Here is a 24988-nt window from a genome sequence, read left to right as displayed (position 1 = left end):
ATGATGCCTATTCCGGCACGTACCGCACCGCACCCTTGGCAGCACTGGTTGCCATCGCCGCATAGGCGCGCAAGGCCATCGTCACCTTGCGCTTGCGCTTTTCCTCGGGCTTCCAGGCAGCCGTTCCCTTCGCCTCCATCGCCGCGCGACGGGCGATGAGTTCCGCGTCGTCGACAGCCAGCCGGATGGTGCGGTTGGGGATGTCGATCTCGATCGTATCGCCTTCCTGCACCAGTCCGATCGTGCCGCCTTCCGCTGCTTCGGGCGAGGCATGGCCGATCGACAGGCCTGATGTGCCGCCGGAGAAGCGGCCGTCGGTGACCAGCGCGCNCGTGTCGCCTTCCCTGACCAGCCCGATCAGCCCGCCTTCCGCCGCTTCCGGCGAGACGTGGCCGATCGACAGGCCGGAGGTGCCGCCGGAAAAACGCCCGTCGGTGATCAGTGCGCAGGCTTTGCCGAGACCCTTCGATTTAAGATAGCTGGTCGGATAGAGCATTTCCTGCATGCCGGGGCCGCCGCGCGGCCCTTCATAGCGGATGACGACGACATCGCCGGCCTTGACCTCGTTCGACAGGATCGCCTTGACGCTGGCGTCCTGGCTTTCGAACACTCTTGCCGGACCGGTGAATTTCAGGATCGATTCATCGACGCCGGCAGTCTTCACGATGCAGCCGTCGAATGCGAGATTGCCTTTCAGCACGGCGAGGCCACCATCCCTTGAGAAAGGATGTTCGGCCGAGCGGATGACACCTTTCTCGCGGTCGAGATCGAGATCATCCCAGCGGCGGTCCTGGCTGAACGCGACTTGCGTCGGCACGCCGCCGGGTGCCGCCAGGAAGAAATCGCGGACATTCTGGCTGGTGGTGCGCGAGATATCCCAATGGTCGAGCGCTTCGCCGAGGCTCGCGGTGTGCACCGTCGGCAGGTCGCGGTTGATCAGCCCGGCGCTATCTAGCTGGCCGAGGATCGCCATGATGCCGCCGGCGCGGTGGACATCCTCCATGTGGACGTCGGCCTTGGCCGGAGCCACCTTGCAAAGCACCGGTACCCGCCGCGACAGCCGGTCGATGTCCTCCATGGTGAAGTCGACCTCGCCCTCATGTGCTGCGGCAAGGATATGCAGCACGGTGTTGGTCGAACCGCCCATGGCGATGTCGAGCGTCATGGCGTTCTCGAAGGCGCCCTTCGAGGCGATGCTGCGCGGCAGCGCGGTGTCGTCGTCCTGCTCGTAATAGCGCTGGGCGAGATCCACGATCAGATGGCCGGCCTCGACGAACAGGCGCTTGCGGTCGGCGTGCGTCGCCAACGTCGAGCCGTTGCCGGGTAGCGAGAGGCCGAGCGCCTCGGTCAGGCAGTTCATCGAATTGGCGGTGAACATGCCCGAGCACGAGCCGCAGGTCGGGCAGGCCGAGCGCTCGATGATCTTGACGTCCTCGTCGGAGATCTTGTCGTCGGCGGCGGCGACCATGGCGTCGACCAGGTCGAGCGCCTGGCTCTTGCCGGCGAGCACCACCTTGCCGGCCTCCATCGGTCCGCCGGAGACGAAGACAGTCGGGATGTTGAGGCGCAGCGACGCCATCAGCATGCCCGGCGTGATCTTGTCGCAATTCGATATGCAGACCATGGCGTCTGCGCAATGCGCGTTGACCATGTATTCGACGGAATCGGCGATCAATTCGCGCGACGGCAGCGAATACAGCATGCCGTCATGGCCCATGGCGATGCCGTCGTCGACGGCGATGGTGTTGAATTCCTTGGCGACGCCGCCGGCCTTCTCGATCTCGCGGGCAACCAGCTGGCCGAGGTCCTTGAGATGGACGTGGCCCGGCACGAACTGGGTGAAGGAATTGACCACGGCGATGATCGGCTTGCCGAAATCCGAATCCTTCATCCCGGTGGCGCGCCACAGGCCGCGGGCGCCGGCCATGTTGCGGCCATGGGTGGTGGTGCGGGAACGGTAGGCGGGCATTGAACTGTCCTTGCTGTCTGCGTCGCACCCAAAGGTGCGGAAAACCGGAATTGAGCCGCAGGTCTTATAGACGCCACGCTCTGGTCTGGCCACAATTTTGCGCTGCCCCAGGTAGCGGAACGAGCGGCCAGCCAACGACGCAGCCGGTCCAGACCGCAAAAAAGTCAGAGGTGCTGTCGGATCGTGTTTTGCTCGAGCGTCCTTGGGCAGACGGCAGGAGCGGGGCATCAATCACCAGCCGGCCGTTTCGAAAGCAAACAAACCAGCCCGAGGAGCAAGAGAATGCAAAAGATCACCACCTGCCTGTGGTTCGACGACCAGGCCGAGGAGGCCATGAACCACTACGTTTCCATCTTCAAGAATTCGAAGGTGCTGAGCGTGATGCGCTGGCCCAAGGGCAGCGGCGATCGTGAGGGCAAGGTGCTGATGGTCTCATTCGAGCTCGACGGCGTTCCGTTCCAGGCCCTCAACGGCGGCCCGCAATTCAAGTTCACCGAGGCGGTCTCGCTCTCCATCGACTGCAAGACGCAGGAAGAGGTCGACTATTTCTGGGACAGGCTCATCGCGGGCGGTGGCGAGCCCAGCCAGTGCAGCTGGCTGAAGGACAAATTCGGCCTCTCCTGGCAGGTCGTTCCCGAGCAGCTGCCCAAATTGCTGTTGGACCCCGACAGGGAAAAGGCCGGCCGCGTGATGCAGGCGATGATGCAGATGACCAAGATCGACGTCGCCAAGATCGAAGAGGCGGCCAAGGCGTGAACGAACGCGATCTTCCCTTCTCCCCCTGTAAGGGACCTGTTGCTCATGACTGCGCAACAGGTCCGCAAGGGGAGAAGGAAAGCGCCGCATCAAGCCGCTCTGTCGCGGACCTGGTAATCCTTCACCGCCGCGAAGCGGATCGCCTTCCAGCGTTCGGCTTCGTAGTTTAGCGAGAAGGCGTGCTGGGCGAGGAACACTGGATCATTGTCGAGGTCGCGGGCGATGTCGCCGCGATGCGCTTCGATGAAGCGCTGGAGTTCGGCCCTGTCGTCGGCCGATATCCAGCGGCAGACGGAAAAGCGCGACATCTCGAAATCGACCGGCAGCGTGTATTCGAAGTTCAGCCGCTCCTTTAGCACGTCGAGCTGCAAAGATCGGAAGAGCACACGTCTGAACTCCNCGCCTTCCTCGGCCATCTGATGCAGCGCCTCCTTGAGTTTCTTGGCTTTCATAGCGTCGCCGAGGCGAACGCGGCGCAGGATCTCAGGCGCGAAATTCGGCACGCCGCGAAACAGGATCTCCTCGCCCTCGGTCAGCGTGTCGCCGATGCGCAGCGTGCCGTGGTTGGGGATGCCGACCACATCGCCGGCGAACGCCTCGTCGGCGGTGACGCGGGTGCGGGCGAAGAAGAATTGCGGCGCCGACAGGCTCATCGGCTTGCCCGTGCGCACCAGCTTGGCCTTCATGCCGCGCTCGAGCTTGCCGGAGCAGACCCGGACGAAGGCGATGCGGTCGCGGTGGTTGGGGTCCATATTGGCCTGGATCTTGAAGACGAAGGACGTCATCTTGTCCTCGGTCGCCTCGACCTTGCGGCTGTCGGCCTCCTGCGCACGCGGCGGCGGCCCATAGGCGCCGAGCGCCTCGATCAGGTCGCGCACGCCGTAATTGCGCAGCGCCGAGCCGAAATAGACCGGCGTCAGATGGCCCTCGCGGAAGGCATCGAGGTCGAGCGGGCGGCAGGCTTCGCGCGCCAGCTCCAGCTCTTCGATGAAAGCCTCGCGCTCGTTCTCCGGCAGCAGGCCGGCAACGCGGTTGGAATCGGGGCCGTGGACCGGCGTGCGCTCCTTTTCGGCGTCGCCCTTGCGCACCGCGTTCAGCGCCAGATGGTAGGTGCCGGAAAAGGTCTTGCCGCGGCCGATCGGCCAGGTGATCGGTGCTGTGTCCAGCGCCAACTTCTGCTCGATCTCGTCGAGGATATCGAACGGGTCGCGGCTTTCGCGGTCCATCTTGTTGACGAAGGTGATGATCGGGATGTCGCGCAGCCGACAGACCTCGAACAGTTTCAGCGTGCGCGGCTCGATGCCCTTGGCGGCGTCGATGACCATGACCGCACTGTCGACCGCCGACAGCGTGCGATAGGTGTCGTCGGCGAAATCCTCGTGGCCTGGCGTGTCGAGCAGGTTGAAGACAGTGTCCTCATATTCGAAGGTCATCACCGAGGTGACCACCGAAATGCCGCGCTCGCGCTCGATCTTCATCCAGTCGGAGCGGGTCTGGATACGATCCTTCTTGGCCTTGACCTCGCCGGCAAGCTGGATCGCGCCGCCGAACAAAAGCAACTTTTCGGTGAGCGTGGTCTTGCCGGCGTCGGGGTGCGCGATGATCGCGAAAGTGCGGCGGCGCGATACCGCTTCTGTAATCATTTCGGACATTTTTCAGGATTTCCGTGTGAGGCCGGGCTTCTAGCAGCGGAGTGCAGTGCTGTCGACCTCTCCGGCTGCCGCAGCCGCCGGTTCACGTCCCGACGTCAGGCCGGTTCGGCGGCATGGCTCTCGAAGGCCACCTCGGGAATCCACTCGGCAATTGTGGCGCCGATCTTGTCGGCATGGTCCTCCTGCAGATAATGCGCGCCGGGTCCGAGATCGATCAACCGGCAGTTCTTCAGGCCAGCCGCGAATTCCCGGGCCGCCTGCGGCGAGACGAGGGCGCCGGGATCGCCTGAGAAAAGCAGCTTCGGGTAGGAGGAAGCCCGGAGCGCCCGATGGTCGTGCTCATTGATGGCAGCGACATCGGCAGGCTGGCCTTCGATAGGCAGTTCGCGCGGCAGCCGCAGGATCGGCTTGCGCGATTGCGGTGTCGGGAACGGCGCCCGGTAGGCGGCCATTTCCTCATCGCTCATCGTGCGCAGCACAGCGGCCGGCAGCACCTTTTCGACGAAGACGTTGTCTTCCAGAACAAGCTTCTCACCGACGCCAGGAGTGCGCATTGCCTTGAACAGTTCGCGCGCCTGTGGACGCTGGTGGAAATCGTCCCAGCTCTCGAAGGGGGGGATGAATTCCATGAAGGCGAGGCCGAGCATCCGCTGCGATCGCCGGGCTGCGAGATGGAAGGCGAGTGCGGTGCCCCAGTCCTGCGCGACGACCACCATATCGGCGACGCCAAGCGTCTCGATGAAAGCATCGAGATAACGGACCTGGTCGAAGAAGCGATAGTCGATGTCCGGCTTGCCGGACTGGCCATAGCCGATCAGGTCGGGCGCTATGCAGCGGCCGAACGGCGCCACATGCGGGATGATGTCTCGCCAGATGTAGGACGACGTCGGGTTGCCGTGCAGGAAGAGCACCGTCGGACCGGCAGTGCCTGCCTCCACATAGGACATGGTTGAATCGAGTACCGCGACTTGCGAGCGCGGCAACATTGTGCGGGATTGCTGCTTTTCGAGTTTCGGGTTCATCGGATCAGCTCCTTTTTGCGAAGACTGTTTTGAAGACGATATTCTTGAAACGCTCGAGCGGTTCGGGACTGCGCTCCACCTTCATGCACAGCATCGCGCCTTGCCAGGAACTCAAAAGGAAATCGGCGAGATCCTCGGCATCGAACGCGTCGGTGATATCGCCGGCCGCCTGGCCTTCGGCGATGCATTCGGCAAAGGGCTTACGCCAACGTTCGAAAATGGCGACGAGTTGCAGCCTCAGCGCCTCACTGTGAGCCGCCGTCTCGAGGCTGAGATTGCCGATCATGCAGCCCCGTGCCCAATCATGCGCCTCCAGCTTCGACGTGATGATTTCGAGATAGCGGCGCAAGCGCCCGACCGGGGGCGTGCCGTCTCGGGCGAGGGCCTGCTCCACCAAGCCGCTCACATAGGCGAAATAGCGGTCCAGCACCTCGCCGGTGAACGCCTCCTTGGAGGCAAAATGATTGGTGAAGGACCCCGGGCGGGCATCGGCCGCGGCGACGATGTCGCGTACGCCGGCGGACGAATAGCCGGAATTCCAGATGGTTTTGAAACCGGCGTCGAGAAGTTTTTCGCGAAGTGAATGTCTGGCCATATCGATACAATACGTACGTACGTATTAAAGTCAAGAAGCATATTTGATACCGCGCGCTCTTGGCAGAACCCACGGGCAATGGCATCGCGGTGGTGGCGTTGGAACGAGGAGTGAAGCATGACAGAGGCGAAAGAAGTGATTGTCACCGGCGCCGGCATCATGGGCGCCTCCATCGCTTGGCACCTGACCAAGGCCGGAGCAAAGGTGACGGTCATTGCCGGCAGCGGCGCCGGCGGCGTCGCGACGCCGAATTCCTTTGCCTGGATCAATGCCAGCTGGGGCAATCCGGAGCCCTATTTCCGGCTGCGCATTCGGTCGATGGCCGAATGGACGCGACTGGCGAACGAGGTGCCCGGCATCCCGTTGCAATGGTGCGGCGGCCTGTGCTGGGACCTGCCACGTCCCGAACTTGAGGCCTATGCGGCCGAGCACTCCGCCTGGGGCTACGGCATCGAGCGTGTCGACCGTGCCGGAGCTGCGCGCATCGAGCCCAATCTGACCGAACTTCCCGATTTCGCCCTTTATGTCGCCGAGGAAGGTGTCGCCGAGCCGGTCGCCGCCACGCAAGCACTGCTGGCCGACGTCGAACGGCGCGGCGCGCGGCTGCTGACAGGAGTTACCGCGACCGCGCTTGTGCGGGCCAACGGCCAGGTCTCCGGTGTCGACACATCCGCCGGGCGGATTGTTGCCGACGAGGTGGTGATCGCGGCCGGAGCCGGCTCTCCGGCACTAGCGGCAACAGCCGGGATAGAACTGCCGATCGGGACACCGCCCGGCCTGATCGTGCATTCGCGCCCCTACCAAAAGCTGCTCAATGGCCTGGTGATCGGCGACCGACTGCATATGCGCCAGACCGCGGAAGGCCGCACCATCGCCGGCTCGGATTTCGGCGGCGCCGATCCCGGCATGGATGCCGCGGCGACCGCCCGCGACCTGTTTGCGGCGATGAAGGCCATGCTGCGCGGCGCAGATGGGCTGGAACTCGATTTCCACACCATTGGCTACCGGCCGACGCCGGTCGACGGCTTTCCGATCATCGGCCGCGCCGAAGGCGGGGGCGGCGTCTACGTCGCCGTTATGCATTCCGGCATCACGCTGGCACCGGCCGTCGGCCTGTTCGCCGCCCGCGAGATCCTCGACGGCGATCGCGATCCGCTGCTTGATCCCTACGGGCTGGCGCGGTTTACTCAATAACCGGGCGGGCGGCGAAAGCCGCCGGCCAGCGGCTCGATTGCCCTGGCGATCCCGAGCAGGCGCGACTCCGACCAGCGTTTGCCAACAAGCTGTAGTCCGATGGGCAGGCCATTGCTATCCTGTCCGCGGGGCAGCGACAGTGCGGGATGGCCGCTGTAGTTGAACACCGCGCCATAGGCCGGCAGCATCCAGTAGCTTTGCTCGCTATCGTCGACCTCGATCGGCGTTCCCGGCTCGCAATGCGGGAAGGCGGTGACCATTGCGACCGGGCACAGCAAGGCGTCGCAACCGTCGAAGAACCGATCCCACGCCAGGATGGAGCGGTCGCGGCGGGCGAGCGCCTCGAACCAGCGCGAGACCGGCGTCGGCTTCTCCGGTGGTTCGGGCTGCGCCGCCTCCAGCATCATGCCGATCAGGACGCCGCCCTGCTCCAGGTCGTCGTGCAGGTCGAGCTCCGGCAATTTGGCTTCCTCGACGATGGCGCCCGCGGCCTGAAGCTCTTTTGCCAGACTTTCGACCACCGCGCTGATCTCGCCGACCACCGGAAAGCCCGGAAAGGACGGCGCGATGGCGATGCGCAAATTCCTGAGATCCAACTCCGGCATGCTTTCGACCGGTACCGGCGCAAGGTCGGTGTCGCTTCCATCCGGCCCGGCAATGAGGCGGTAGATCAGTACCAGGTCTTCGACGCTGCGCGCCATCGGTCCGAGGCAGGAGATCCGCCGGACGCTGCGCGGCGCGCCGCCTGGATCGGGGAAGGCGCCGGCGAGCGAGACGCGGTGCTCGGTCGGCTTGAGGCCGTAGACGCCGCAAAAGGCAGCGGGCAGCCGGATCGAATCCTGCATGTCGGTGCCGACCTCGAACGGCGTCATTCCAGCGCTGAGCGCCGCCGCCGCACCGCCACTGGAGCCGCCGGCGGTGCGCTGGAGGTCCCAAGGATTGCCGGTACGGCCGAACAGCGGATTGCTCGACTGCCAGTCACTAAGCATTGTCGCCACGTTCGTCTTGCCCACCAATATGCCGCCTGCCGCTTTCAGCCGTGCAACGACTGGACTGTCTGCCCTCGCGGCATAGTCGGCGAAGGCCGGGAAGCCGACAGTGGTTCTCATGCCCGCGGTTTCGTGCGTGTCCTTCAGTGTGAACGGCACGCCGTGCAGCGGCCCAAGGGCTTCGCCGCGCGCCTGCGCTTCGTCGGCCTTGCCGGCGCGCTGCCGCGCACCTTCCCGATCGAGGGTTACGACGGCATTGACCGCCTCATTGTGCCTGTCGATCTGCGCCAGATGCGCGTCCAGCGCTTCCACAGCGGAAATCTTGCGGTCACGAATGGCGGCAACCAATTCTGTGGCGGAGGAAAAGGCGAGGTCCATGACCAATACTCCGGCTTGCCAGCGGCGCCAGCCTCACCAAATGGCGGGCAACGGCGCGTCTTCAAGCCGAGTTCAGCATTCGAGGACAGGCGGTGCTTGATCGGAATTGCGCTGCCTGTTGCAATCGACGCTGTCCTGCGACGCGTAGCGAGGAATCTACACGGCCAGCGCCAGCTTTGCCGCGGCGGGCACAAACGGACGAATGCTCATGCCGTCTCTGCCGATGGTGACGAAGCTCGAGGGCGGAATCGCCTGCCAGTCGCTGCCGTCGCCGTCGAAGGGTTCCGACACGACGCAACGGCCTCCGCCATTGCGGAAGGCGGACGTGTAGAGCGTCGGCGCGTGGCCGTCGCTCGTATAGCGCACCGCGTAAAGCGATTGTCCGTCGGAAAAAGCCGCCGTCAATTTCAGCGCCGGCTCGAAGCCGCCGCGGCGCGAGGCGTCGATGACGCGGCTGGTGGCACGCGATACGGCGCCCTGCGGATCACCTGCCAGGTCCTCTTCGGTCATCATCAGAAAGAACAGTTCCGAATCCGTGGCGCCCTCACGCTGGTCGAAGGCGGCGTCGGAGAGCGAATTCTCCAGCGCGCGACGGATCTTTTCGAAGCCGCCGATCTGGCCATTGTGCATGAACGACCAGCGGCCCGAAATGAACGGATGACAGTTCATGCGGCTGGTGGCGCCACCGGTCGAAGCACGGACATGGGCGAGGAACAGGCCTGACTTGATCTGCCGGCACAGGCTTTTCAGATTGGGGTCCGACCAGGCCGGCAGGATGTCGCGATAGAGGCCGGGCTCCGGTCGGTCGCCATACCAGGCCAAGCCAAAACCATCGCCATTGGTCGGCGATTTGGCTTCCTGGGCGCAGTGGCTCTGGGCGATCAGCGAGTGGCAGGGCGCCGTGACGATGTCTTCGAGAAAGACGGCTTCGCCGAGATAGGCGGCCCACCGGCACATAGCGCCTAACGTCCCCTGTTATGCGTCCGCTCGTAGAGCTCACGGATGATGCCGCTTGCCGTGGTCTCGAACAGAAACGGCAAGAAAGCATGAATGAGCGCGGCAAAAGCCGCCATGAACAATCGCGACGAGAACCATGCGGCGAAAGCCATATGGCCGAAATAACTCTCGCCGACCGCAGCCGGGTGAGAGGTGAAAAGTCTTGCGAGCCGTGCGGTCATGTCGGTCCCTCCTGCCAGCATGAAGAGCCGACGATGAATATCCTGGCATGGGTGTTCGGTTCATCGGTCCCAAATTGTCCTTGTGAAAGGCTGAATTTTGGGACAAACATCCCACATGACGCCGGAAATCGACGAAATAGACCGGAGATTGCTGGCCGAGCTGCAGCGCGACGGCACGCTGTCCGTCGACCAGCTCTCGGCAAGAATATCGCTGTCGCGCAATGCCTGCTGGCGCCGGGTCAAGCGGCTGGAGGAAGACGGCGTCATCACCGGCCGCGTGGCGCTGGTCGACGCCGACAAGCTCGGGCTCGGCCTTTCCGTGTTCATCCTGATCCGCACCTCGAATCACGATCCCGACTGGCTGCAAAAATTCCGGGCGGCGGTGACCGGCTTTGCCGAGATCACCGGCGCCTACCGCATGTCCGGCGATCTCGACTATGTCTTGCGCGCCCGTGTCGCCGACGTCAAAGCCTATGACCGGCTCTATCAGCGGTTGATCGCCAAGGTGGCGTTGTCGGACGTTTCGGCCTCGTTCGTCATGGAAGAGATCAAGGAGACCACGATCGTTCCGATGGAACTGCGCTGAGGCGGAACTGCGCTGAAAGAAAGCCGTTGATAGCATTGTCGCCGAGTTGACTGGACCGGCGTTCGCGACGATAGGATCAGCCTTATGCGCGCAGCACTTTATCCCACCTCCGTCATCGGTCCGGCTGTCGGCTTCGTCAGGCTGCCGCATGGCGAGGGATTGCCGCTTCCCGCCTATGAGAGCTCGGGCGCCGCCGGCATGGACCTGCGCGCCGCCGTCCCGGACGACAGGCCGCTCTTGATCCTGCCGGGAAAGCGCGCACTGGTGCCGACCGGCCTGGTCCTGGAAATTCCCGAGGGCGTCGAAGGCCAGGTCCGGCCGCGTTCGGGCCTCGCCTTCAAGCACGGGCTCACCTGCCTCAACACGCCCGGCACCATCGACAGCGACTATCGCGGCGAGGTCAAGGTGCTGCTGATCAATCTCGGCGACGAGGATTTCGCGGTAACGCGCGGCATGCGGATTGCCCAGATCGTCTTCGCCCCGGTGACGCAGGCGACCGTCGAGGAGCGCACATTGGCCGGCGGCACAACGCGCGGCTCCGGTGGCTTCGGATCGACCGGCACGGCCTGATGAGCGCGGCGAAATGAAGATCCCCAAGCTCGTCATCTTCGATTGCGACGGGGTTCTGGTCGACACCGAGAACCTGGCCAACCGGCGCCTCGCCGAATGGTTGAGCGCGGCAGGCTTTCCGGCCAGCTTCGAATATTGCCGCAAGAATTTCTCCGGCCGCAGCATGGTCTCGGTGCAGAAGGAAGTCGAGGCGACCGGCGTCAGCCTCGGCGCCGATTTTGTCGAGCGCTGGAACGCCGGCCTGCCGGACCTGTTCGCGCATGGCGTCGAGGCCATCCCCTACGTTCGCGAGTTCATCGAAACCGTGCACGCCGCCGGCATCGCCACCTGCGTCGCCTCGTCGGCACGGGTATCGAAAATGCACATCACACTCGGTCTGACCGGGCTGCTGCCGCTGTTCGAGCATGCGCTGTTCAGCTCGACCATGGTCTCGCGTGGCAAGCCGTTCCCCGACCTCTTCCTGCATGCGGCAGCGACGATGGGCTTCGCGCCCGCCGATTGCATCGTCATCGAGGACAGCGTCGCCGGGACGGCAGCCGGCATCGCCGCCGGCATGCGCGTCTATTCCTACCACGGCGACCCGCTTTCCGACCGCGACGGACTGAGCGAAGCCGGCGGCATCCTGTTCGACGACATGCGTGAACTGGCCGGGCTGGTGCCGATCCACTAATCGCCTTTGCGCAGGCTGTACGCGCTCGATCTCAGACCGGGCGTGACGCTCCAAGTACTCGGTCGACCGTGTCGCGTATAAGACTGCGCAGATTGGCCGGCCTGTCGAGATGACTGACGACAAGGAGTCCGTCCGCCGCCACCGTTAGCGCGTCCGCGGTGCGGTCCGGATGGGAATTTGCGTCCGCGATCAGCAGATCCCTTAGGATGCCCCACTTCCAGTGACGATGCTTATCGATCGCCTGGCGAACCGGGCTGCTGGGATAGGGGTATTCGGCAGCGGCATTCTGGAACGGGCAGCCGCGGTAGCCCGGCTGATCCGCCGCATCGGCGATGAGATCGAATATGGCAAGGATCATCTGGCGAGGTGGCCGCCGGCCAAGTCTCGCGATGGCCGCCCGTCCTCCCTTGCTGACCTCCTCGATGTAGGCGCGGACGAGGTCGTCCTTGGCCGCGAAGTGATGATAGAACGTCGCCTTGGCAACGCCGGCTTCGGCGATAATGCGGTCGATGCCGACTGCACGGACCCCCTCCAGACAAAACAGCGCGGTCGCCGTATCGAGGATGCGGCGGCGCGCAAGGCTTTCGGGGCGATCGTTGATTCGGGCTGTGGACATGCCTTGACTGTATAGCAGACAGGTCTGTATATCTACACATGTAGACAGACAGGTCTACCTGTTAACGAAGGAAGGCGAAACATGGCTTCGATAGTCAGGGAAATCATCGTAGATGCTCCACCGGAAAGCGTATGGGCGACAGTCGGCGACTTCGCCGGCGGCGCCCAACGGATAGCCCCAGGCGTTTTCGTCGACTGCCGGGTGGAGGAGGGCGACGTGCGGGCCCTTATGTTCGCCGACGGCAAGATTGTGCGAGAGCGGCTCATCGCTCGCGACGAGCAGAGCCGGCGGATCGTGTGGGGATGGCTCGGCGACGAGGTCACCCACGATAACACTTCCATGCAGGTCTTTGCCGAGGGCGAGGGCCGGAGCCGCCTGGTCTGGATCCACGACACTCTGCCCGACGAACTCGGCGCGTGGCTCGCAGCCGCCATGGATCACCTGGTGCCGGTTTTCCAGCAGACCCTGGCGACCGAAGCCAAGCCAACATAGTGAGGCAACGCCAGGTGTTTCCCCTTGGCCGCAAAATGCTCTAGCTTGCGCGCGCCCGACATAACGAGCGCGCGCATGACCTTCTCCCTGCTTCGTTTCATCTTTGCCTGCCTGCTGCTGCCTTGTCTTTGGACGGGCAGAGCGGAGGCCGTCAGCTTGCCGGAGCTCGGCAGCGCCGTCCCTGGCCACGGCGATGTCACCTATCTCGATCTCGCCAGGATGGTCATTCCCGATCTGGCCGCGGACAAGGACGGCTTTTTCCGGGGTTCGATGCCGATCGAGATGCGCCACATCGCTGGTCCGGACTACGACGGCTCGCCGCCGGCGACGTCGGGTCTTTCCAACGCCGGCGTGCTCGGCATCAAGGCCGGCGGCAAGGAGCGGCTGACCATGCTGTTCGATCTCGGCGACTCGCCTGACAGTGCCGAGGGCTATGCCGTGCTGGCACTCTACGACATCACCGGCAAGCCGGCCCTGCTCGACGCGGTCAATGTCGCTGTCGACCGCATCACCTATCTTCGCGATCCGGGCAAGCTGCCGATCGGGCCTGGTGACGACGCCATCATCAGCATGAGCATGCATTTCAATTCGAGTCAGGGCTATGGGATCACGCCGCTGATCATGGTCCGCAGCGACAGGTTCGAGTTGATCGACATGATCTATACGTTCGACGAAAACCTCTGCACCAACCGAAGGACCCAGAATGCGGCGTTCCAGGCGATTGCCGACGGCCAGCCCTATGCAGCCATCAAGGTTACGGTGACCGACGCGACGGTGCCGGGCGAAGAAAGCTGCGACGGCCAGCAGCCGCCAGCGGCGTCTTCGCGCGACATTTCCGTCACCTATCATTGGGACAAAAACGCTTCGCACTACGTCAAGGATTCCGACGCGCTGGACCGATTGGCAGATGAGAACGCCAAACGCTTCTGAGCCAACCGCATTTGTTTGCCCGGCGCGTTCCGCCGGGCTAGAATTTGCCTCACATTCTGCACTGGAGGGGAGCATCCATGGATAAGGGCAAGATTTTTCGCGACCTGCATGCCTCGATCTTCGTCATGGCCAATTCCTGGGACGTCGGCACGACCAAGCTTTTGGCCTCGTTCGGCTTCAAGGCGCTGGCGACGACCAGCGCCGGTTTTGCCTTTTCGCGCGGCCTGCCCGATGGCGCGGTGACGTTCGAGGCGATGATCCATCATTGCCGTGAAGTGTCGGCGGCGACCGGGCTGCCGGTTTCGGCGGACCTCGAAAAGGGCAAGGGCGACAGCGCGACAAGCGCCGGCGAGACGATCTTCGCCGCCGAGGCCGCTGGCCTTGCCGGCTGCTCGATCGAGGACCATACCGGCGAGCCGGACAAGCCGATCTATGATTTTTCGCATGCCGTCGAGCGCGTCGCGGCGGCGGCGGAAGCGGCACGGGCGCTGAAATGCGATTTCGTCTTCACCGCGCGGGCCGAGAATTTCCTGTGGGGCAAGCCCGACCTCGACGATACGATCAAGCGGCTGCAGGCGTTCGAGAAGGCCGGCGCCGACGTGCTCTATGCACCAGGGCTGAGCGACATCGAGACGGTGCGGACCGTCTGCTCGGCGCTGACCAAGCCGGTCAACGTCATGGCCAGGCCTGGCTTCACCATCGCCGACCTGGCCATGGCGGGGGTAAAGCGCGTCTCGCTCGGCCCATGGCTCACCAATTTCGCCTTCGGCATGCTGGAGACCGCGGCGCGCGAGATCCAGCAGGACGGCACGTTCGGCTTCACCCGCGCCGCCATGCCGTTCGGCAAGCTGCAGGCGCTGTTTGCCAAATCTTCAGCCTAGGTAGGCCCCGGCGAATGACGCTCACCGTCGTCGACATGCACACCGGCGGCGAGCCACTGCGGATCGTCACCGGCGGCTACCCCGACATTCCCAAGGGCACGATTCTCGAAAGGCGTGCCTATGTGCGCGACCATCTCGATCATCTCAGAAAGATCCTGATGTTCGAGCCGCGCGGCCATTACGACATGTATGGCGCGCTGCTGGTGGAGCCTGACCTGCCGGGCGCCGACCTCGCGGTGCTGTTCATGCACAATGAAGGCTATTCGACGATGTGCGGCCACGCCATCGTCGCGCTCGGCCGCTATGCCGTCGACGAGCGGCTGGTGGCGCCACGCGAGCCGATGACGACGGTCAATATCGAGGCGCCATGCGGGCTGATTTCGGCTGCGGTCGAGGTAAGGGATGGCAAGGCCGGTGCGGTGTCATTCGAAAGCGTGCCGGCGTTTCTGTTTGCCCGCGACCAGCGGATCGAGCTGCCGGGCTACGGCGCAGTCGGCTTCGACATCGCCTATGGCGGCGCCTTCTATGCGCTGGCCGACTGCCGCCAGTTCGGGCTGGAATTCGGCAGGAACCGGGTGCGCGATTTCGTCGATGCAGCGACGGCGCTGACCAATAAGCTCAAGGCCGAATTGCCGCTGTCGCATCCCGACCATGCCGATCTCGCCTTTCTCTACGGCACCATCCTGACCGACGGACAGGATGCGATCTCCGATACGCCGACCAAAAACATCTGCGTTTTCGCCGAAGCCGAGGTCGACCGTTCGCCGACCGGCTCGGGCGTCACCGCGCGGCTGGCGGCCATGCACGCCAAGGGCCAGATCGAGATTGGCCGGACACGGCTGTTCGAGAGCATCGCCGGCTCGCGCTTTTCCGGCGCGGTCGTACGCACGGCCAAAGCCGGGCCGCATGACGCCGTCATCGCCCGCGTCGGCGGCCGCGCTTACTACTCAGGGCGGGCCGAATTCATTGTCGAGGACGACGACGAACTGGGGCGCGGCTTTCTGCTGCGCTAAGCATCATCCCGCGCCGAGATCGCCTTGTGCAGGTGCACCATCATGGCGGCGGCGAACAGCGGCGTCAGAAGGTTGAGCAGCGGCACGGCGAGGAAGGCGGCGACAACCAGCCCGGCCAGGAACACGGTGACCGCGTGCTTCCTGCGCAGCGCCTTGGCCTCGGCCTCCGGGCGAAAACGCATGGCGGCGAACTCGAAGAACTCGCGCCCGAGCAGATAACCGTTGACGACGAAGAAAGCGGCGATATTGATGCCTGGCACCAGCAGAAGCAGCAGGGCGACGATGTTGCCGAGGATGACGACGCCGAAGAACCTGATCGCCAGCACCAGCGAGCGCAGCGCCGGCACGACGCGGCCGGGCGGATCGTTGGGATAGTCGGTGCGCTCGACGACTTCGGCGACGTCGTCGAGGAACAGGCCAGCGATGATCGCCGTCACCGGCGCGATGAGCAGCGCCAAGCCCAGCGCAAGGCCGATGCCGGCGACGACGGCGCCCAGCCATCCGGCCCAGGAGGGCAGGCTGGGCAGCCATGCATCGATCCATGGCCAGGCCAGCCAGTCGAACAGGCCCCTGATCCCGAACCAAAGTGCCGCCAGCGTCAGCAAGGTCAGCCCCAGCGTCTTCACGAACACGGAACGGAATTCGGGCGAGAACAGCCGGCTCAAGGCGGCGCGGGCGGCGTCGAGGATCACGGCGTTTCCAATTCCATGTCAAACATGCCCGTGGCTGATATCTCCGAATAGGCGGAGACAGCGTAGGCTGCAAGCGCCCTAGCGCGCGACCTTCGCCTGGGGAATGGTCATCGCCGCCACGCCGACGACGACCAGGGCCATTCCCCACCACGCGCTCGGACCAAGGCTTTCGCCAAGGAACACGGCTCCGATAGCAACGCCGATCGGCACCCGCAGATAGGCTTGCGAGGTGGTGCCGACGGAGCCCAGCGTGTGGAGGAGACGGAAATAGATGCAAAAGGCCAGCGCGGTTGAAAACACCGAAAGCCCGAGCAGCGCAAGGATCGAAGCTGTCGACGGCGCCAAGGTCCATGGCTGGTCGAACGCAAGGCTCAAGGGGATCAGCATCGCGGCGCCGCAGAGCATCGAACCGGCGGCCGGCACCATCGGGTCGAGCCCCCTGAAGCCGCGGCCGAAAACGGCCGCGCCGGCATAGCAGATCGTCGCCGCGATCACGGCAAGTTGCGGTAACAATTGCTGTCCGAGGCCGCCAAGCGCCGGGGCGCCGACAACGAGGCATATTCCGGCTATTCCCGCCGCGACGCCAAACAGCTTGAGCATGGTCGACGGTTCGTGGGGGGTGATGAGGGCGGTCAGCAAGAAGGTAAAGATCGGCGAGGTCGCATTGAGGATCGTGGCCAGCCCGGCATCCAGCGAGCGCTCGGCCCAAGCGATCAGCGTGAACGGCACGACGCTGTTGAGGCATGCCTGGAATGCAAACCGGCGCCAGCTTGTGGCATCACCCGGCAAGGTCAGCCCGCGCCAGCGGATCAGGGCAAGCAGGATGCCACCCGCGATCAGGGTTCGCGCGGCGATCAGCGTCACCGGCGGGATCGTCGCAACGCCGATCTTGATGAAGCTGTAGGATGCACCCCAGAGCACTGCCAACACGACGAGCAGCACCAGCTCGATCCTCGTGTCGGTTTTCATAGACATGGCCGGCGGGGACCTCTGGGCATCGCTCATCTCAGCCATGCTTGTAAGCCAGGCACGCGAGAAATGCTTCGGCCGCCATCCAACGATGGTGGCTATGCTGACATTCGTCGGATCGCCGCATTGTCGACTAGGCAAAGCCGCATCAAACCGCTAGACCCGCCCGCGCCCGGCATGGCAGAAAGCCGGTGGGTTTTTGGCGGAGACATGAATTGATGCCGGACTATGACGTGCTTTGTATCGGAAATGCCATCGTCGACATCATCGCCCAGTGCGATGAGGCGTTCCTGGAGACCAACGGCATCATCAAGGGCGCGATGAATTTGATCGACCCGCGGCGCGCCGAACTGCTCTACAGCCGCATGGGCCCGGCCATTGAAGCCTCGGGCGGCAGCGCCGGCAACACGGCNGGCGCGCCGAACTGCTCTACAGCCGCATGGGCCCGGCCATTGAAGCCTCGGGCGGCAGCGCCGGCAACACGGCGGCGGGCGTCGCCTCCTTCGGCGGTCGCGCCGCTTTCTTCGGCAAGGTCTCCAACGACGCGCTCGGCAAAATCTACGCGCATGACATGCATGCCCAGGGCGTCGCCTTCGACACCAGGCCGCTCGATGGCGAACCGCCGACGGCGCGCTCGATGATCTTCGTCACGCCGGACGGCGAGCGCTCGATGAACACCTATCTCGGCGCCTGCGTCGAGCTCGGCCCGGAGGATGTTGAGGCCGACAAGGCGTCGGGCGCCGCCGTCACCTATTTCGAGGGCTATCTGTGGGACCCGCCGCGCGCCAAGGAAGCGTTCCGGCAGACGGCGAAGTTCGCCCATGCCGCCGGGCGCGAAGTATCGATGACATTGTCGGACTCGTTCTGCGTCGACCGTTACCGCGACGAATTCCTCGACCTGATGCGCTCCGGCACCGTGGATATCGTCTTTGCCAACAGCCACGAGATCAAGTCGCTCTACCAGACCGCGTCCTTCGACGAGGCGCTGGCGCAGATCCGCAGGGACTGCAAGATCGCCATTGTCACCCGTTCGGAAAAGGGCTCGGTCATCGTCCGCGGCCACGAGACCGTCACCATCGAGGCGACCAGGATCCGCGAGCTGGTCGACACGACAGGCGCCGGCGACCTCTACGCCGCCGGCTTCCTCTACGGCTACACGCAAGGCCGCGGCCTGAAGCAGTGCGGTGATCTCGGCTCGCTGGCCGCCGGGCTGGTCATCCAGCAGATCGGCCCAAGGCCACGCCAGAATCTGCGCCGCGAGGCCGAGCAGGCGGGGTTGATTTAGCGCCCTTCACCTGTCAACGGGGCGGTAGGCGCGAGGGCCTATACTAGGCACAGAGCCATCCACGCGCCATCGAAAGGGGGTAGGCTCGCGCCAGCGTGGCGCCGGTCGACAACATCATGCCGCAGGACCTGCTGGCCAGCGGCCAGCTCAACCTGTCACGGAAGAGCGCTTCAAAGCCAAATTGACTTCACTACGAATGTAAGTTGAAAAGCCCAATATCTCCAAATCCTGGCGGGAAAGCCAAGCCCGCGCGTTCTTGACATCCAGCGTCTTGATCGGACAAATATTGGTCAGGTTTTTGGCTGCCAGACGAGATAACCCAAGCGCAATAAAACTAATCATAGTTTTATCCGAAGCACCAATTTCTAGGTAGAGCGCGATTGACGGCATGCTCTTACACAGTTCACCGTGCCCGCTAACTTTAAGCGCCTCACTGAGAAGCGCGTTGTAGCAGCCAAAAGCACGCACATAGTTAAAGCGGAGCTCCTGCTCTACCAAATCGAGCGTACTGCGTATCGTGGTATCGATCTTCTCATTTGGATAAAAGCTCGTACGACCGTCGACTAATTCGGAAATCGACATGCCCTGCATCCATTTAAGGAGCATCAACGCAAAGAACCTATTCTGTTTAATACTTCCGGTCCTTCGCAGAAGTGTCCCATGACATAGCGCCAGCGCAGCCACGTAGGAATCGAAAGCTTTCGTCTCTCTCGGATGCTTTAATAATAATTCTCGCGCGGCGAGTTCCCCTCCTCCATCAATTATTCCAACAAAGCTGTCGTATAACCGCTGTTGTCGATGAGCTGAGATTGTAGGCGAAGCGGCAATAACGTCAGCTGAAAGCGGCACAAGCTGATCTGCTATGGCGAGAGAGTTCTCCAGTTGCTCCCTTAGGGGAGCGTCACGGGCAACATTGGCCCGATCCAGAGTTACTCCAATACGACCGCGCTTGTAGTCAGCAAGAAGCTTGACAAAAATTGTCTCAAGCCCTGCATCTGAAGTGCCCGGCATCAAGAACTGACTATCTTGAATCACGGCATCCAAATCGTTAGTGCGCGTATGAATGGTATGTTCAATTGCTGGCACAATTTTTGCTGATTTAGGTGCGGCAAGCGGCTGGTGTGTCCATTTGTCGTAGTCAATTAAATAAATATTGCCCTGGAACTCGCGACGTAACCTACCTGCCCTCCCAGCCAGGTTCCAAAAATCCACGGATTCCAGCGCAACTCCCTTCATGCGCTGTGGCAAGCACATAAAGAGGTTTCTCGCCGGAAGATTGACGCCCGACAATAACGTACTTGTGCATACGATATACCTCAGCGCTCCACTTATAAAAGATTGTTCTATGGCGTTTCTCAGTACAGTTGGTATGTTTCCATAGTGAAATGCAACGCCGTTTTTCACTGTGAGCGCCAGGATATACTTAGGGTGGACAGCCTCTTTAGCTAACTCGGCCAGCGCATCCAAGTCTCCTGACTGCCCGTCCGGCGTACTCTCGGAACGGAGATCGGATATCTGAAAGGCTATCTTTTCAGCATCAGCCTGGCCATTCGCGTAGACGATAGACTGCTTATCCGCACCAAATTTCTGCGCGATATGAACCAAGCACTCAACACGAGAGGAAAGTTGCTGCCCAATTTCCGCGACGCCAACCTCAGCACCCCCGCTGGCGGATTGCGAATAGACCTTCACCCGGCCAAGCTTTGGTGAAGTGACCGTCATATTGATGAAATTCTGAGAAACTGTGACCTGCTCGGTGGCTTGAATGGAAACGTCCTTTCGGCCGGTCATCCCAGAAAAAACGTTAAGATTTGATACAGTCGGGCTCGCAAACAGGAGCTGAACGGATGGACCGCGAATAAGGATATCGTCGATTGCGGATTGCAGTATTATTCCTCTATCCCCGTCCTGCACCGAATGGGCCTCATCAATTACCAGGAAATCCACGTTCTTGGTCGGATGGTTTAGTAAGAGCAGTTGAAGGCGCTCTTGGGTGAGCACATAGACAGCCTTTTCAGGGAGCGGATCGCCTTCCTCCAGCGGAACGGTAACAACTTCAACATCTGACAGGCCTGCCGCTGCCAGCGCATCAGAAAGATCCCCGTGAACCTGCGTTATCAGAGCTCTCGTAGGGACGATGTAACACGCAGAAAATAAAGGCCGCTTTGTCAAGCTCTGAGCAATGAAGGCCTGAAGTATAAAGGATTTTCCGGTGGAGGTTGGCGCAGAAATAGCGATAGATTCTCCGGTGGACAAAGCGCGCCAAAGGGTCACCTGAAAATCTGTTAAAGCTACTGCCGCTCCGGCTATTTCTACCTCATTTGCTGCCCGCCTAACGACTTCCTCCTCAGCAATCGCCCAAGAGGCCTTGGATAAGGCCGAATTGATCCCCGGCTCGGTCGCAAGGCTTGGAAAATTACCAAGCCGAGTTAAGACAGCCCTCACAGACGCTTCGAGGCCGTCGATCTCACCTCGAAATAGATCGTAAGTGTAGGTTGCAATTCTATAAGCAGCCAATCTCTGAGCGGCCAACTCAGAGCAAGCCAAAATTGCTGCCGCCTCGATATACCGGCAGGCATCGGCCTTGCTTATCGCAACAGGCGGAGACCGTTCCAAATGAAGCGTCTGCACGAGCCAGTTCTGCTCCAATGCACCGAGAGCCTGTGCTAGCACCGGATTTTGCCAGACTTTATCTATCAGTGCGCCAATCACGATTTCCAACCAATACGGTTCTGGAATTCAATCCTCAAATCCTCAACGGAAGGCACTGGTATAAAGAACACCTCCATTCGATGATGTGAAATGCCTGCCGCCTCTAGGTTCGAGGCGAGGCTTGCAGCGGCGGATTTCAAAGCCTCCTCCAACAGTTCCCTAAATCGCAGCTCTAATGTCGCCGAATCGCAGTCTTTTAGCTTCGCAAATCCGTCGAAATCGAAACCGATTAAACACGCAGAGGCGTCCGTCTTCTTCTGATACTGTTGGCTGAGCGGATCAAGAAATTCGACCACTTTAGTTTGATCTCCAGGAGACAACCCTGAGAAACTGATGTAACGTCTGACAAGATTTATGTCTTCTTTCAGTTTGTCATATTTAAGTGTACTGGATATTGACGTAACCGCGCTGCTCATAGCTCCTGATATCGTTGCATGAAACTTCGCCTCGCCCCAAAAAAAGATTAGACCGTCAGTAGCGGGATCGTATTTTACATGTATTCCGTCTGACCCATGGACCGGCATTTGCCCGCTGGTCTTAAGCGACATTTTGGCCAGAATTTGGGGCGCTTCGAGTATCCATTCTATCAATAGATACAAAATTAGCTCGCCACATTCGCCATTGCGGCTTGTGGATTTTTGCGCTTTTATAAATAAGTCTGCCGCATCATCTCTCAGTTTATTATAAGCAATCATCATTTGTTGAGGGGAGAACGTCGCAGCGCTTTTGTGAACCAGGTCGATCTCCGAGCGGCTCATAGCAAAATTGCAAATGTAACCTCTAATGTTATCGAGCAATTCTCCTGTACACGGCTTTCCGTTCCTAAAAGGAAGATAGTGGGCTCGAATCTGAACATTTTTGTCGGTGCATTGGATTGTATGTTCTAGGGTTTTTATGAGAGCCTTTAAGTGGCTGAAATCGTTGGACATCGACGCAATCATTTGATCGAGCCGCGCCTTATCTTCCTCCTCCTCTAACTGCTTGTCCAAAAAGCTTACCAATGACAATAGGTGTTGAGACTCATCCCTATGAAGCTTGAACTGCCCCGGTCGCGAACGCAAGCTGTGCAGTCGAAAGAGCAACGTGTTTTGCTAGGTGACCTCGGATTTCGCCAAAATCTCAATGCCTTTAGGCGAGGTCGCCAATTTGATGAGATGGCTCTGTATTCACGCAAGTGATGTATGAAAAACGTACTCTACTGCCGTTATTTCTGATTACGCAGAAGCAAGTCGTGCCATAATCGGCATCAATGACTTCAAAATGGTGAATTCCGTTCCCGACCTTCTCCGTGCACTCTGGGTGTCGCATGAGAAGCGCTTCAAGATCTGCAGCGTCTACATCAGAAACGACGCTGTTTGCAGGATATCTCGATAGCATCGAACGAAAATGGGTAATTGCATCTTGTCGCTTCGAAAAATGATGACCGTTTAATATGACTGGCTTACTCTTAGCCATTCAACTGCCTTTCAACGAGACATATAACTAAAGGCTACGCCGACTATTTTCTCAGGTCGAGCGCTCAACATCCAAGCGTCCGTTTTGCGAACCGCTCCTCAAGCCCCCGCGCTATACGCCGCGATCGCCGCCATGTTGACGATGTCTGAATCCTTGGCATTCAGCGAGACGATCTGAACCGGCTTGTTCAGGCCGACCAGCAGCGGGCCGATGACGGTCGAGCCGCCGAGCTCCTGCAGCATCTTGGTCGAGATCGAGGCCGAGTGGAACGCCGGCATGATCAGCACATTGGCGGGGCCGGTCAGCCTGATGAACGGATACTGCGCCATGGCGCGGGCGTTGAGCGCCACGTCGGCGGCCATTTCGCCGTCATACTCGAAATCGACGCGGCGCTTGTCGAGGATGCGCACCGCTTCCTGGACGCGCTCGGAGCGCTCGCCCTGCGGATGGCCGAAGGTCGAATAGGCGAGCATAGCGAGCCTCGGCTCGTAGCCCATGCGGCGGGCGAAGCCGGCGGCCTCCTCGGCGATGTCGGCGATCTGTTCAGCGTTCGGCATGTCGTGCACGGCGGTGTCGGCGACAAGCACGGTGCGACCCCGCGCCAGCACGATCGACACGCCGATGACGCAATGGCCGGGCCTTGCGTCGATGACGCGGCGGATGTCGTCGAGCGCCGTCGAATAGTTGCGGGTAACGCCGGTGACGATGCCGTCGGCATCGCCCAGCGCCACCATGCAGGCGGCGAAATGGTTGCGGTCGTTGTTGATCAGCCGCTGGCAGTCGCGGAACAGGAAGCCTTTGCGCTGCATGCGCTCGTAGAGATAATCGGTGTAGACGGAGTTGCGCCGCGACAGCCGCGCATTGATGATCTCGATGCCTTGCTTGCCGAGGTCGATGCCGGCATTCCGGGCGTTTTCCTTGATGATGTCGTCGCGGCCGAGCAGGATGGCGGTGCCGAGCCGCTGGTTCACATAAGAGACGGCGGCGCGCATCACCTGCTCCTCCTCGCCCTCGGCAAAGACGATGCGCTTGGGCTGGCGGCGCACGCGGTCGTAGATGCGCTGCAGCGTCGAGGCGATCGGGTCGCGGCGGGCGGAAAGCTCCTGCGCGTAGCGGTCGAGATCGAGGATCGGCTTGCGCGCGACGCCGGAGTCCATCGCCGCCTTGGCGACCGCGATCGGGATCGCCGAGATCAGCCGCGGGTCGAACGGCACCGGGATGATGTAGTTGGGGCCGAATTTCGGCCGGTTGCCCTGATAGGCGGCGGCGACGTCGTCGGGCACGTCCTGGCGCGCCAGCTCCGCCAGCGCCCGGGCGGCGGCGATCTTCATGTCGTCATTGATGGTGGTCGCCCGCACATCCAGTGCGCCGCGAAAGATGTAGGGGAAGCCAAGCACGTTGTTGACCTGGTTGGGATAGTCGGACCGCCCCGTCGCCATGATGGCGTCGGTGCGGATCTCGGCGACCTCCTCCGGTGTGATCTCGGGGTCGGGATTGGCCATGGCGAAGATGATCGGGTTCTTGGCCATCGACTGCACCATCCTGGTGGTCAGCGTGCCCTTGGCCGAGAGGCCGAGGAACACGTCGGCGCCGTCCAGCGCCTCGGCCAGCGAGCGCGCGCCGGTTTTGACGGCATGCGCCGATTTCCACTGGTTCATGCCTTCGGTGCGGCCCTGGAAGACGACGCCTTTGGTGTCGCAAAGGATGATATTCTCAGGCGCAAAGCCCATCGCCTTCATCAATTCGATGCAGGCGATGCCAGCAGCACCGGCGCCATTGCAGACCATTTTCGTGGTCTTCATGTCGCGGCCGGTGATTTCCAGCGCGTTAATCAGCCCGGCGGCCGAGATGATGGCGGTGCCGTGCTGGTCGTCATGGAACACCGGTATGTCCATCAATTCGCGCAGCCGCTGCTCGATGATGAAGCATTCCGGTGCCTTGATGTCCTCGAGGTTGATGCCGCCGAAGGAGGGGCCGAGAAAGCGCACGCAGTTGATGAATTCGTCGGCATCCTCGGTGTCGACCTCGAGGTCGATGGAATCGACATCGGCGAAGCGCTTGAACAGCACCGCCTTGCCTTCCATCACCGGCTTCGAGGCCAGCGCGCCGAGATTGCCGAGGCCGAGGATAGCGGTGCCGTTGGAGATGACGGCGACCATGTTGCCGCGAACCGTGTAGTCGAAGGCGCGGCTCGGGTCCTCGGCGATGGCGAGAACCGGCACCGCGACGCCCGGCGAATAGGCGAGGCTGAGATCGCGCTGCGTCGCCATCGGTTTTGTGGCGACGATCTCCAGCTTGCCCGGACGGCCCATGGCGTGGAATTCCAGCGCCTCCTGGGCGCTGACTGAGGGCCCGTTGCTTTCGGTTTTCTTGGCCATGGTACT

The 24988-nt window shown here is 61.9% G+C and carries 21 protein-coding genes and 1 pseudogene; 10 read left to right on the top strand and 12 right to left on the bottom strand.

All coding sequences use genetic code 11. From position 1 onward, the window contains the following. Positions 1 to 7: 7 nt before the first annotated feature. Complete coding sequence (ilvD, locus tag X760_RS48340; protein WP_348633210.1) at positions 8 to 2197, bottom strand: dihydroxy-acid dehydratase; 2190 nt, start codon at positions 2195 to 2197, stop codon at positions 8 to 10. A gap of 54 nt (positions 2198 to 2251) precedes the next feature. On the opposite strand from ilvD, the gene X760_RS48335 reads away from it, so the two are divergent. Continuing rightward, positions 2252 to 2725: a VOC family protein gene (locus X760_RS48335; protein ID WP_023717939.1), complete on the top strand. Its 474-nt coding sequence runs from the start codon at positions 2252 to 2254 to the stop codon at positions 2723 to 2725. Positions 2726 to 4472: 1747 nt separating this feature from the next. Here the strand turns inward: X760_RS48335 and X760_RS48325 are convergent. Both X760_RS48325 and X760_RS48320 read right to left on the bottom strand, forming a co-directional pair. Then, positions 4473 to 5399: a haloalkane dehalogenase gene (locus X760_RS48325; RefSeq protein WP_023717937.1), complete on the bottom strand. Its 927-nt coding sequence runs from the start codon at positions 5397 to 5399 to the stop codon at positions 4473 to 4475. Positions 5400 to 5403: 4 nt separating this feature from the next. Continuing rightward, entirely contained in the window at positions 5404 to 5994 is a 591-nt protein-coding gene (locus tag X760_RS48320; RefSeq protein ID WP_023717936.1) for a TetR/AcrR family transcriptional regulator, read from the bottom strand. 117 nt (positions 5995 to 6111) lie between these two features. Between X760_RS48320 and X760_RS48315 the strand changes: the two genes are divergently transcribed. Continuing rightward, the gene (locus X760_RS48315; protein ID WP_023717935.1) at positions 6112 to 7188 is read left to right on the top strand and encodes an FAD-binding oxidoreductase; all 1077 of its coding nucleotides are present in this window, start codon (positions 6112 to 6114) and stop codon (positions 7186 to 7188) included. On the opposite strand, the gene X760_RS48310 is transcribed toward X760_RS48315, so the two are convergent. From X760_RS48310 to X760_RS48300, 3 genes are all read right to left on the bottom strand, one after another. Further along, positions 7182 to 8555 carry an amidase gene (locus X760_RS48310; protein WP_023717934.1) on the bottom strand — a complete coding sequence of 458 codons (1374 nt, stop codon included), beginning with the start codon at positions 8553 to 8555 and terminating at the stop codon, positions 7182 to 7184. The two genes, X760_RS48315 and X760_RS48310, sit on opposite strands and share 7 nt — an antisense overlap. 156 nt (positions 8556 to 8711) lie before the next feature. Next, positions 8712 to 9512, bottom strand: a complete 801-nt coding sequence (locus X760_RS48305) for a class II glutamine amidotransferase (protein WP_023717933.1) — start codon at positions 9510 to 9512, stop codon at positions 8712 to 8714. Between the two features lie 5 nt (positions 9513 to 9517). Continuing rightward, positions 9518 to 9733 (bottom strand): DUF6356 family protein, encoded by a 216-nt coding sequence (locus X760_RS48300; RefSeq protein WP_023717932.1) that lies wholly within the window; start codon positions 9731 to 9733, stop codon positions 9518 to 9520. A gap of 115 nt (positions 9734 to 9848) precedes the next feature. On the opposite strand from X760_RS48300, the gene X760_RS48295 reads away from it, so the two are divergent. From X760_RS48295 to X760_RS48285, 3 genes are all read left to right on the top strand, one after another. Further along, a complete protein-coding gene (locus X760_RS48295; RefSeq protein ID WP_023717931.1) occupies positions 9849 to 10319 on the top strand; it encodes an Lrp/AsnC family transcriptional regulator in 471 nt (156 codons plus the stop codon). A gap of 84 nt (positions 10320 to 10403) precedes the next feature. After that, a complete protein-coding gene (gene dut, locus X760_RS48290) occupies positions 10404 to 10889 on the top strand; it encodes a dUTP diphosphatase (RefSeq protein WP_023717930.1) in 486 nt (161 codons plus the stop codon). A gap of 13 nt (positions 10890 to 10902) precedes the next feature. After that, positions 10903 to 11559 carry an HAD family phosphatase gene (locus tag X760_RS48285; RefSeq protein ID WP_023717929.1) on the top strand — a complete coding sequence of 219 codons (657 nt, stop codon included), beginning with the start codon at positions 10903 to 10905 and terminating at the stop codon, positions 11557 to 11559. Between the two features lie 31 nt (positions 11560 to 11590). On the opposite strand, the gene X760_RS48280 is transcribed toward X760_RS48285, so the two are convergent. Continuing rightward, the gene (locus X760_RS48280) at positions 11591 to 12175 is read right to left on the bottom strand and encodes a TetR/AcrR family transcriptional regulator (protein WP_023717928.1); all 585 of its coding nucleotides are present in this window, start codon (positions 12173 to 12175) and stop codon (positions 11591 to 11593) included. A gap of 81 nt (positions 12176 to 12256) precedes the next feature. Here X760_RS48280 and X760_RS48275 point away from each other — a divergent pair, with 81 nt between their 5' ends. The 4 genes from X760_RS48275 (at position 12257) to X760_RS48260 (ending at position 15491) form a co-directional block, all read left to right on the top strand. After that, a complete protein-coding gene (locus X760_RS48275; protein WP_023717927.1) occupies positions 12257 to 12667 on the top strand; it encodes an SRPBCC family protein in 411 nt (136 codons plus the stop codon). 75 nt (positions 12668 to 12742) lie between these two features. Next, entirely contained in the window at positions 12743 to 13597 is an 855-nt protein-coding gene (locus X760_RS48270; RefSeq protein WP_023717926.1) for a hypothetical protein, read from the top strand. Between the two features lie 77 nt (positions 13598 to 13674). Beyond that, on the top strand, positions 13675 to 14478 hold the full coding sequence (locus tag X760_RS48265; RefSeq protein WP_023717925.1) for an oxaloacetate decarboxylase: 804 nt from the start codon (positions 13675 to 13677) through the stop codon (positions 14476 to 14478). A 14-nt stretch (positions 14479 to 14492) separates the two neighbouring features. Beyond that, positions 14493 to 15491, top strand: coding sequence for a proline racemase family protein (locus X760_RS48260; RefSeq protein ID WP_023717924.1), 999 nt, complete (start codon positions 14493 to 14495; stop codon positions 15489 to 15491). Here X760_RS48260 and X760_RS48255 read toward each other — a convergent pair. Next, positions 15488 to 16183, bottom strand: coding sequence for a sulfate transporter family protein (locus X760_RS48255; protein WP_023717923.1), 696 nt, complete (start codon positions 16181 to 16183; stop codon positions 15488 to 15490). The genes X760_RS48260 and X760_RS48255 overlap by 4 nt on opposite strands. 78 nt (positions 16184 to 16261) lie before the next feature. Further along, a complete protein-coding gene (locus X760_RS48250; protein WP_023717922.1) occupies positions 16262 to 17158 on the bottom strand; it encodes an EamA family transporter in 897 nt (298 codons plus the stop codon). A 212-nt stretch (positions 17159 to 17370) separates the two neighbouring features. On the opposite strand from X760_RS48250, the pseudogene X760_RS48245 reads away from it, so the two are divergent. Further along, positions 17371 to 18437 (top strand): annotated as a pseudogene (locus tag X760_RS48245) (adenosine kinase). 147 nt (positions 18438 to 18584) lie between these two features. On the opposite strand, the gene X760_RS48240 reads toward X760_RS48245, so the two are convergent. The 3 genes from X760_RS48240 to X760_RS48230 form a co-directional block, all read right to left on the bottom strand. Beyond that, positions 18585 to 21149, bottom strand: a complete 2565-nt coding sequence (locus tag X760_RS48240) for a DEAD/DEAH box helicase (RefSeq protein WP_051409632.1) — start codon at positions 21147 to 21149, stop codon at positions 18585 to 18587. Then, entirely contained in the window at positions 21146 to 22138 is a 993-nt protein-coding gene (locus X760_RS48235) for a DUF1837 domain-containing protein (RefSeq protein WP_156948039.1), read from the bottom strand. Before X760_RS48235 ends, X760_RS48240 begins: the two co-directional genes overlap by 4 nt. A gap of 564 nt (positions 22139 to 22702) precedes the next feature. Next, the gene (locus tag X760_RS48230; RefSeq protein ID WP_023717919.1) at positions 22703 to 24982 is read right to left on the bottom strand and encodes an NADP-dependent malic enzyme; all 2280 of its coding nucleotides are present in this window, start codon (positions 24980 to 24982) and stop codon (positions 22703 to 22705) included. Positions 24983 to 24988 lie beyond the last annotated feature (6 nt).

This window comes from Mesorhizobium sp. LSHC420B00, assembly GCF_000503055.1.
Taxonomy (GTDB): Bacteria; Pseudomonadota; Alphaproteobacteria; order Rhizobiales; family Rhizobiaceae; genus Mesorhizobium.
The sequence above is the reverse complement of the archived record's forward strand: the minus strand, read 5'-3'. Positions and strand labels throughout refer to the sequence as shown.

What these genes read in the sequence shown, in the direction of transcription:
- X760_RS48335 (WP_023717939.1), top strand. Translation starts at nt 2,252, where the DNA reads ATGCAAAAGATCACCACCTGCCTGTGGTTCGACGACCAGGCCGAGGAG.
- X760_RS48325 (WP_023717937.1), bottom strand. Translation starts at nt 5,399, where the DNA reads ATGAACCCGAAACTCGAAAAGCAGCAATCCCGCACAATGTTGCCGCGC.
- X760_RS48320 (WP_023717936.1), bottom strand. Translation starts at nt 5,994, where the DNA reads ATGGCCAGACATTCACTTCGCGAAAAACTTCTCGACGCCGGTTTCAAA.
- X760_RS48315 (WP_023717935.1), top strand. Translation starts at nt 6,112, where the DNA reads ATGACAGAGGCGAAAGAAGTGATTGTCACCGGCGCCGGCATCATGGGC.
- X760_RS48310 (WP_023717934.1), bottom strand. Translation starts at nt 8,555, where the DNA reads ATGGACCTCGCCTTTTCCTCCGCCACAGAATTGGTTGCCGCCATTCGT.
- X760_RS48305 (WP_023717933.1), bottom strand. Translation starts at nt 9,512, where the DNA reads ATGTGCCGGTGGGCCGCCTATCTCGGCGAAGCCGTCTTTCTCGAAGAC.
- X760_RS48300 (WP_023717932.1), bottom strand. Translation starts at nt 9,733, where the DNA reads ATGACCGCACGGCTCGCAAGACTTTTCACCTCTCACCCGGCTGCGGTC.
- X760_RS48295 (WP_023717931.1), top strand. Translation starts at nt 9,849, where the DNA reads ATGACGCCGGAAATCGACGAAATAGACCGGAGATTGCTGGCCGAGCTG.
- dut (WP_023717930.1), top strand. Translation starts at nt 10,404, where the DNA reads ATGCGCGCAGCACTTTATCCCACCTCCGTCATCGGTCCGGCTGTCGGC.
- X760_RS48285 (WP_023717929.1), top strand. Translation starts at nt 10,903, where the DNA reads ATGAAGATCCCCAAGCTCGTCATCTTCGATTGCGACGGGGTTCTGGTC.
- X760_RS48280 (WP_023717928.1), bottom strand. Translation starts at nt 12,175, where the DNA reads ATGTCCACAGCCCGAATCAACGATCGCCCCGAAAGCCTTGCGCGCCGC.
- X760_RS48275 (WP_023717927.1), top strand. Translation starts at nt 12,257, where the DNA reads ATGGCTTCGATAGTCAGGGAAATCATCGTAGATGCTCCACCGGAAAGC.
- X760_RS48270 (WP_023717926.1), top strand. Translation starts at nt 12,743, where the DNA reads ATGACCTTCTCCCTGCTTCGTTTCATCTTTGCCTGCCTGCTGCTGCCT.
- X760_RS48265 (WP_023717925.1), top strand. Translation starts at nt 13,675, where the DNA reads ATGGATAAGGGCAAGATTTTTCGCGACCTGCATGCCTCGATCTTCGTC.
- X760_RS48260 (WP_023717924.1), top strand. Translation starts at nt 14,493, where the DNA reads ATGACGCTCACCGTCGTCGACATGCACACCGGCGGCGAGCCACTGCGG.
- X760_RS48250 (WP_023717922.1), bottom strand. Translation starts at nt 17,158, where the DNA reads ATGTCTATGAAAACCGACACGAGGATCGAGCTGGTGCTGCTCGTCGTG.
- X760_RS48230 (WP_023717919.1), bottom strand. Translation starts at nt 24,982, where the DNA reads ATGGCCAAGAAAACCGAAAGCAACGGGCCCTCAGTCAGCGCCCAGGAG.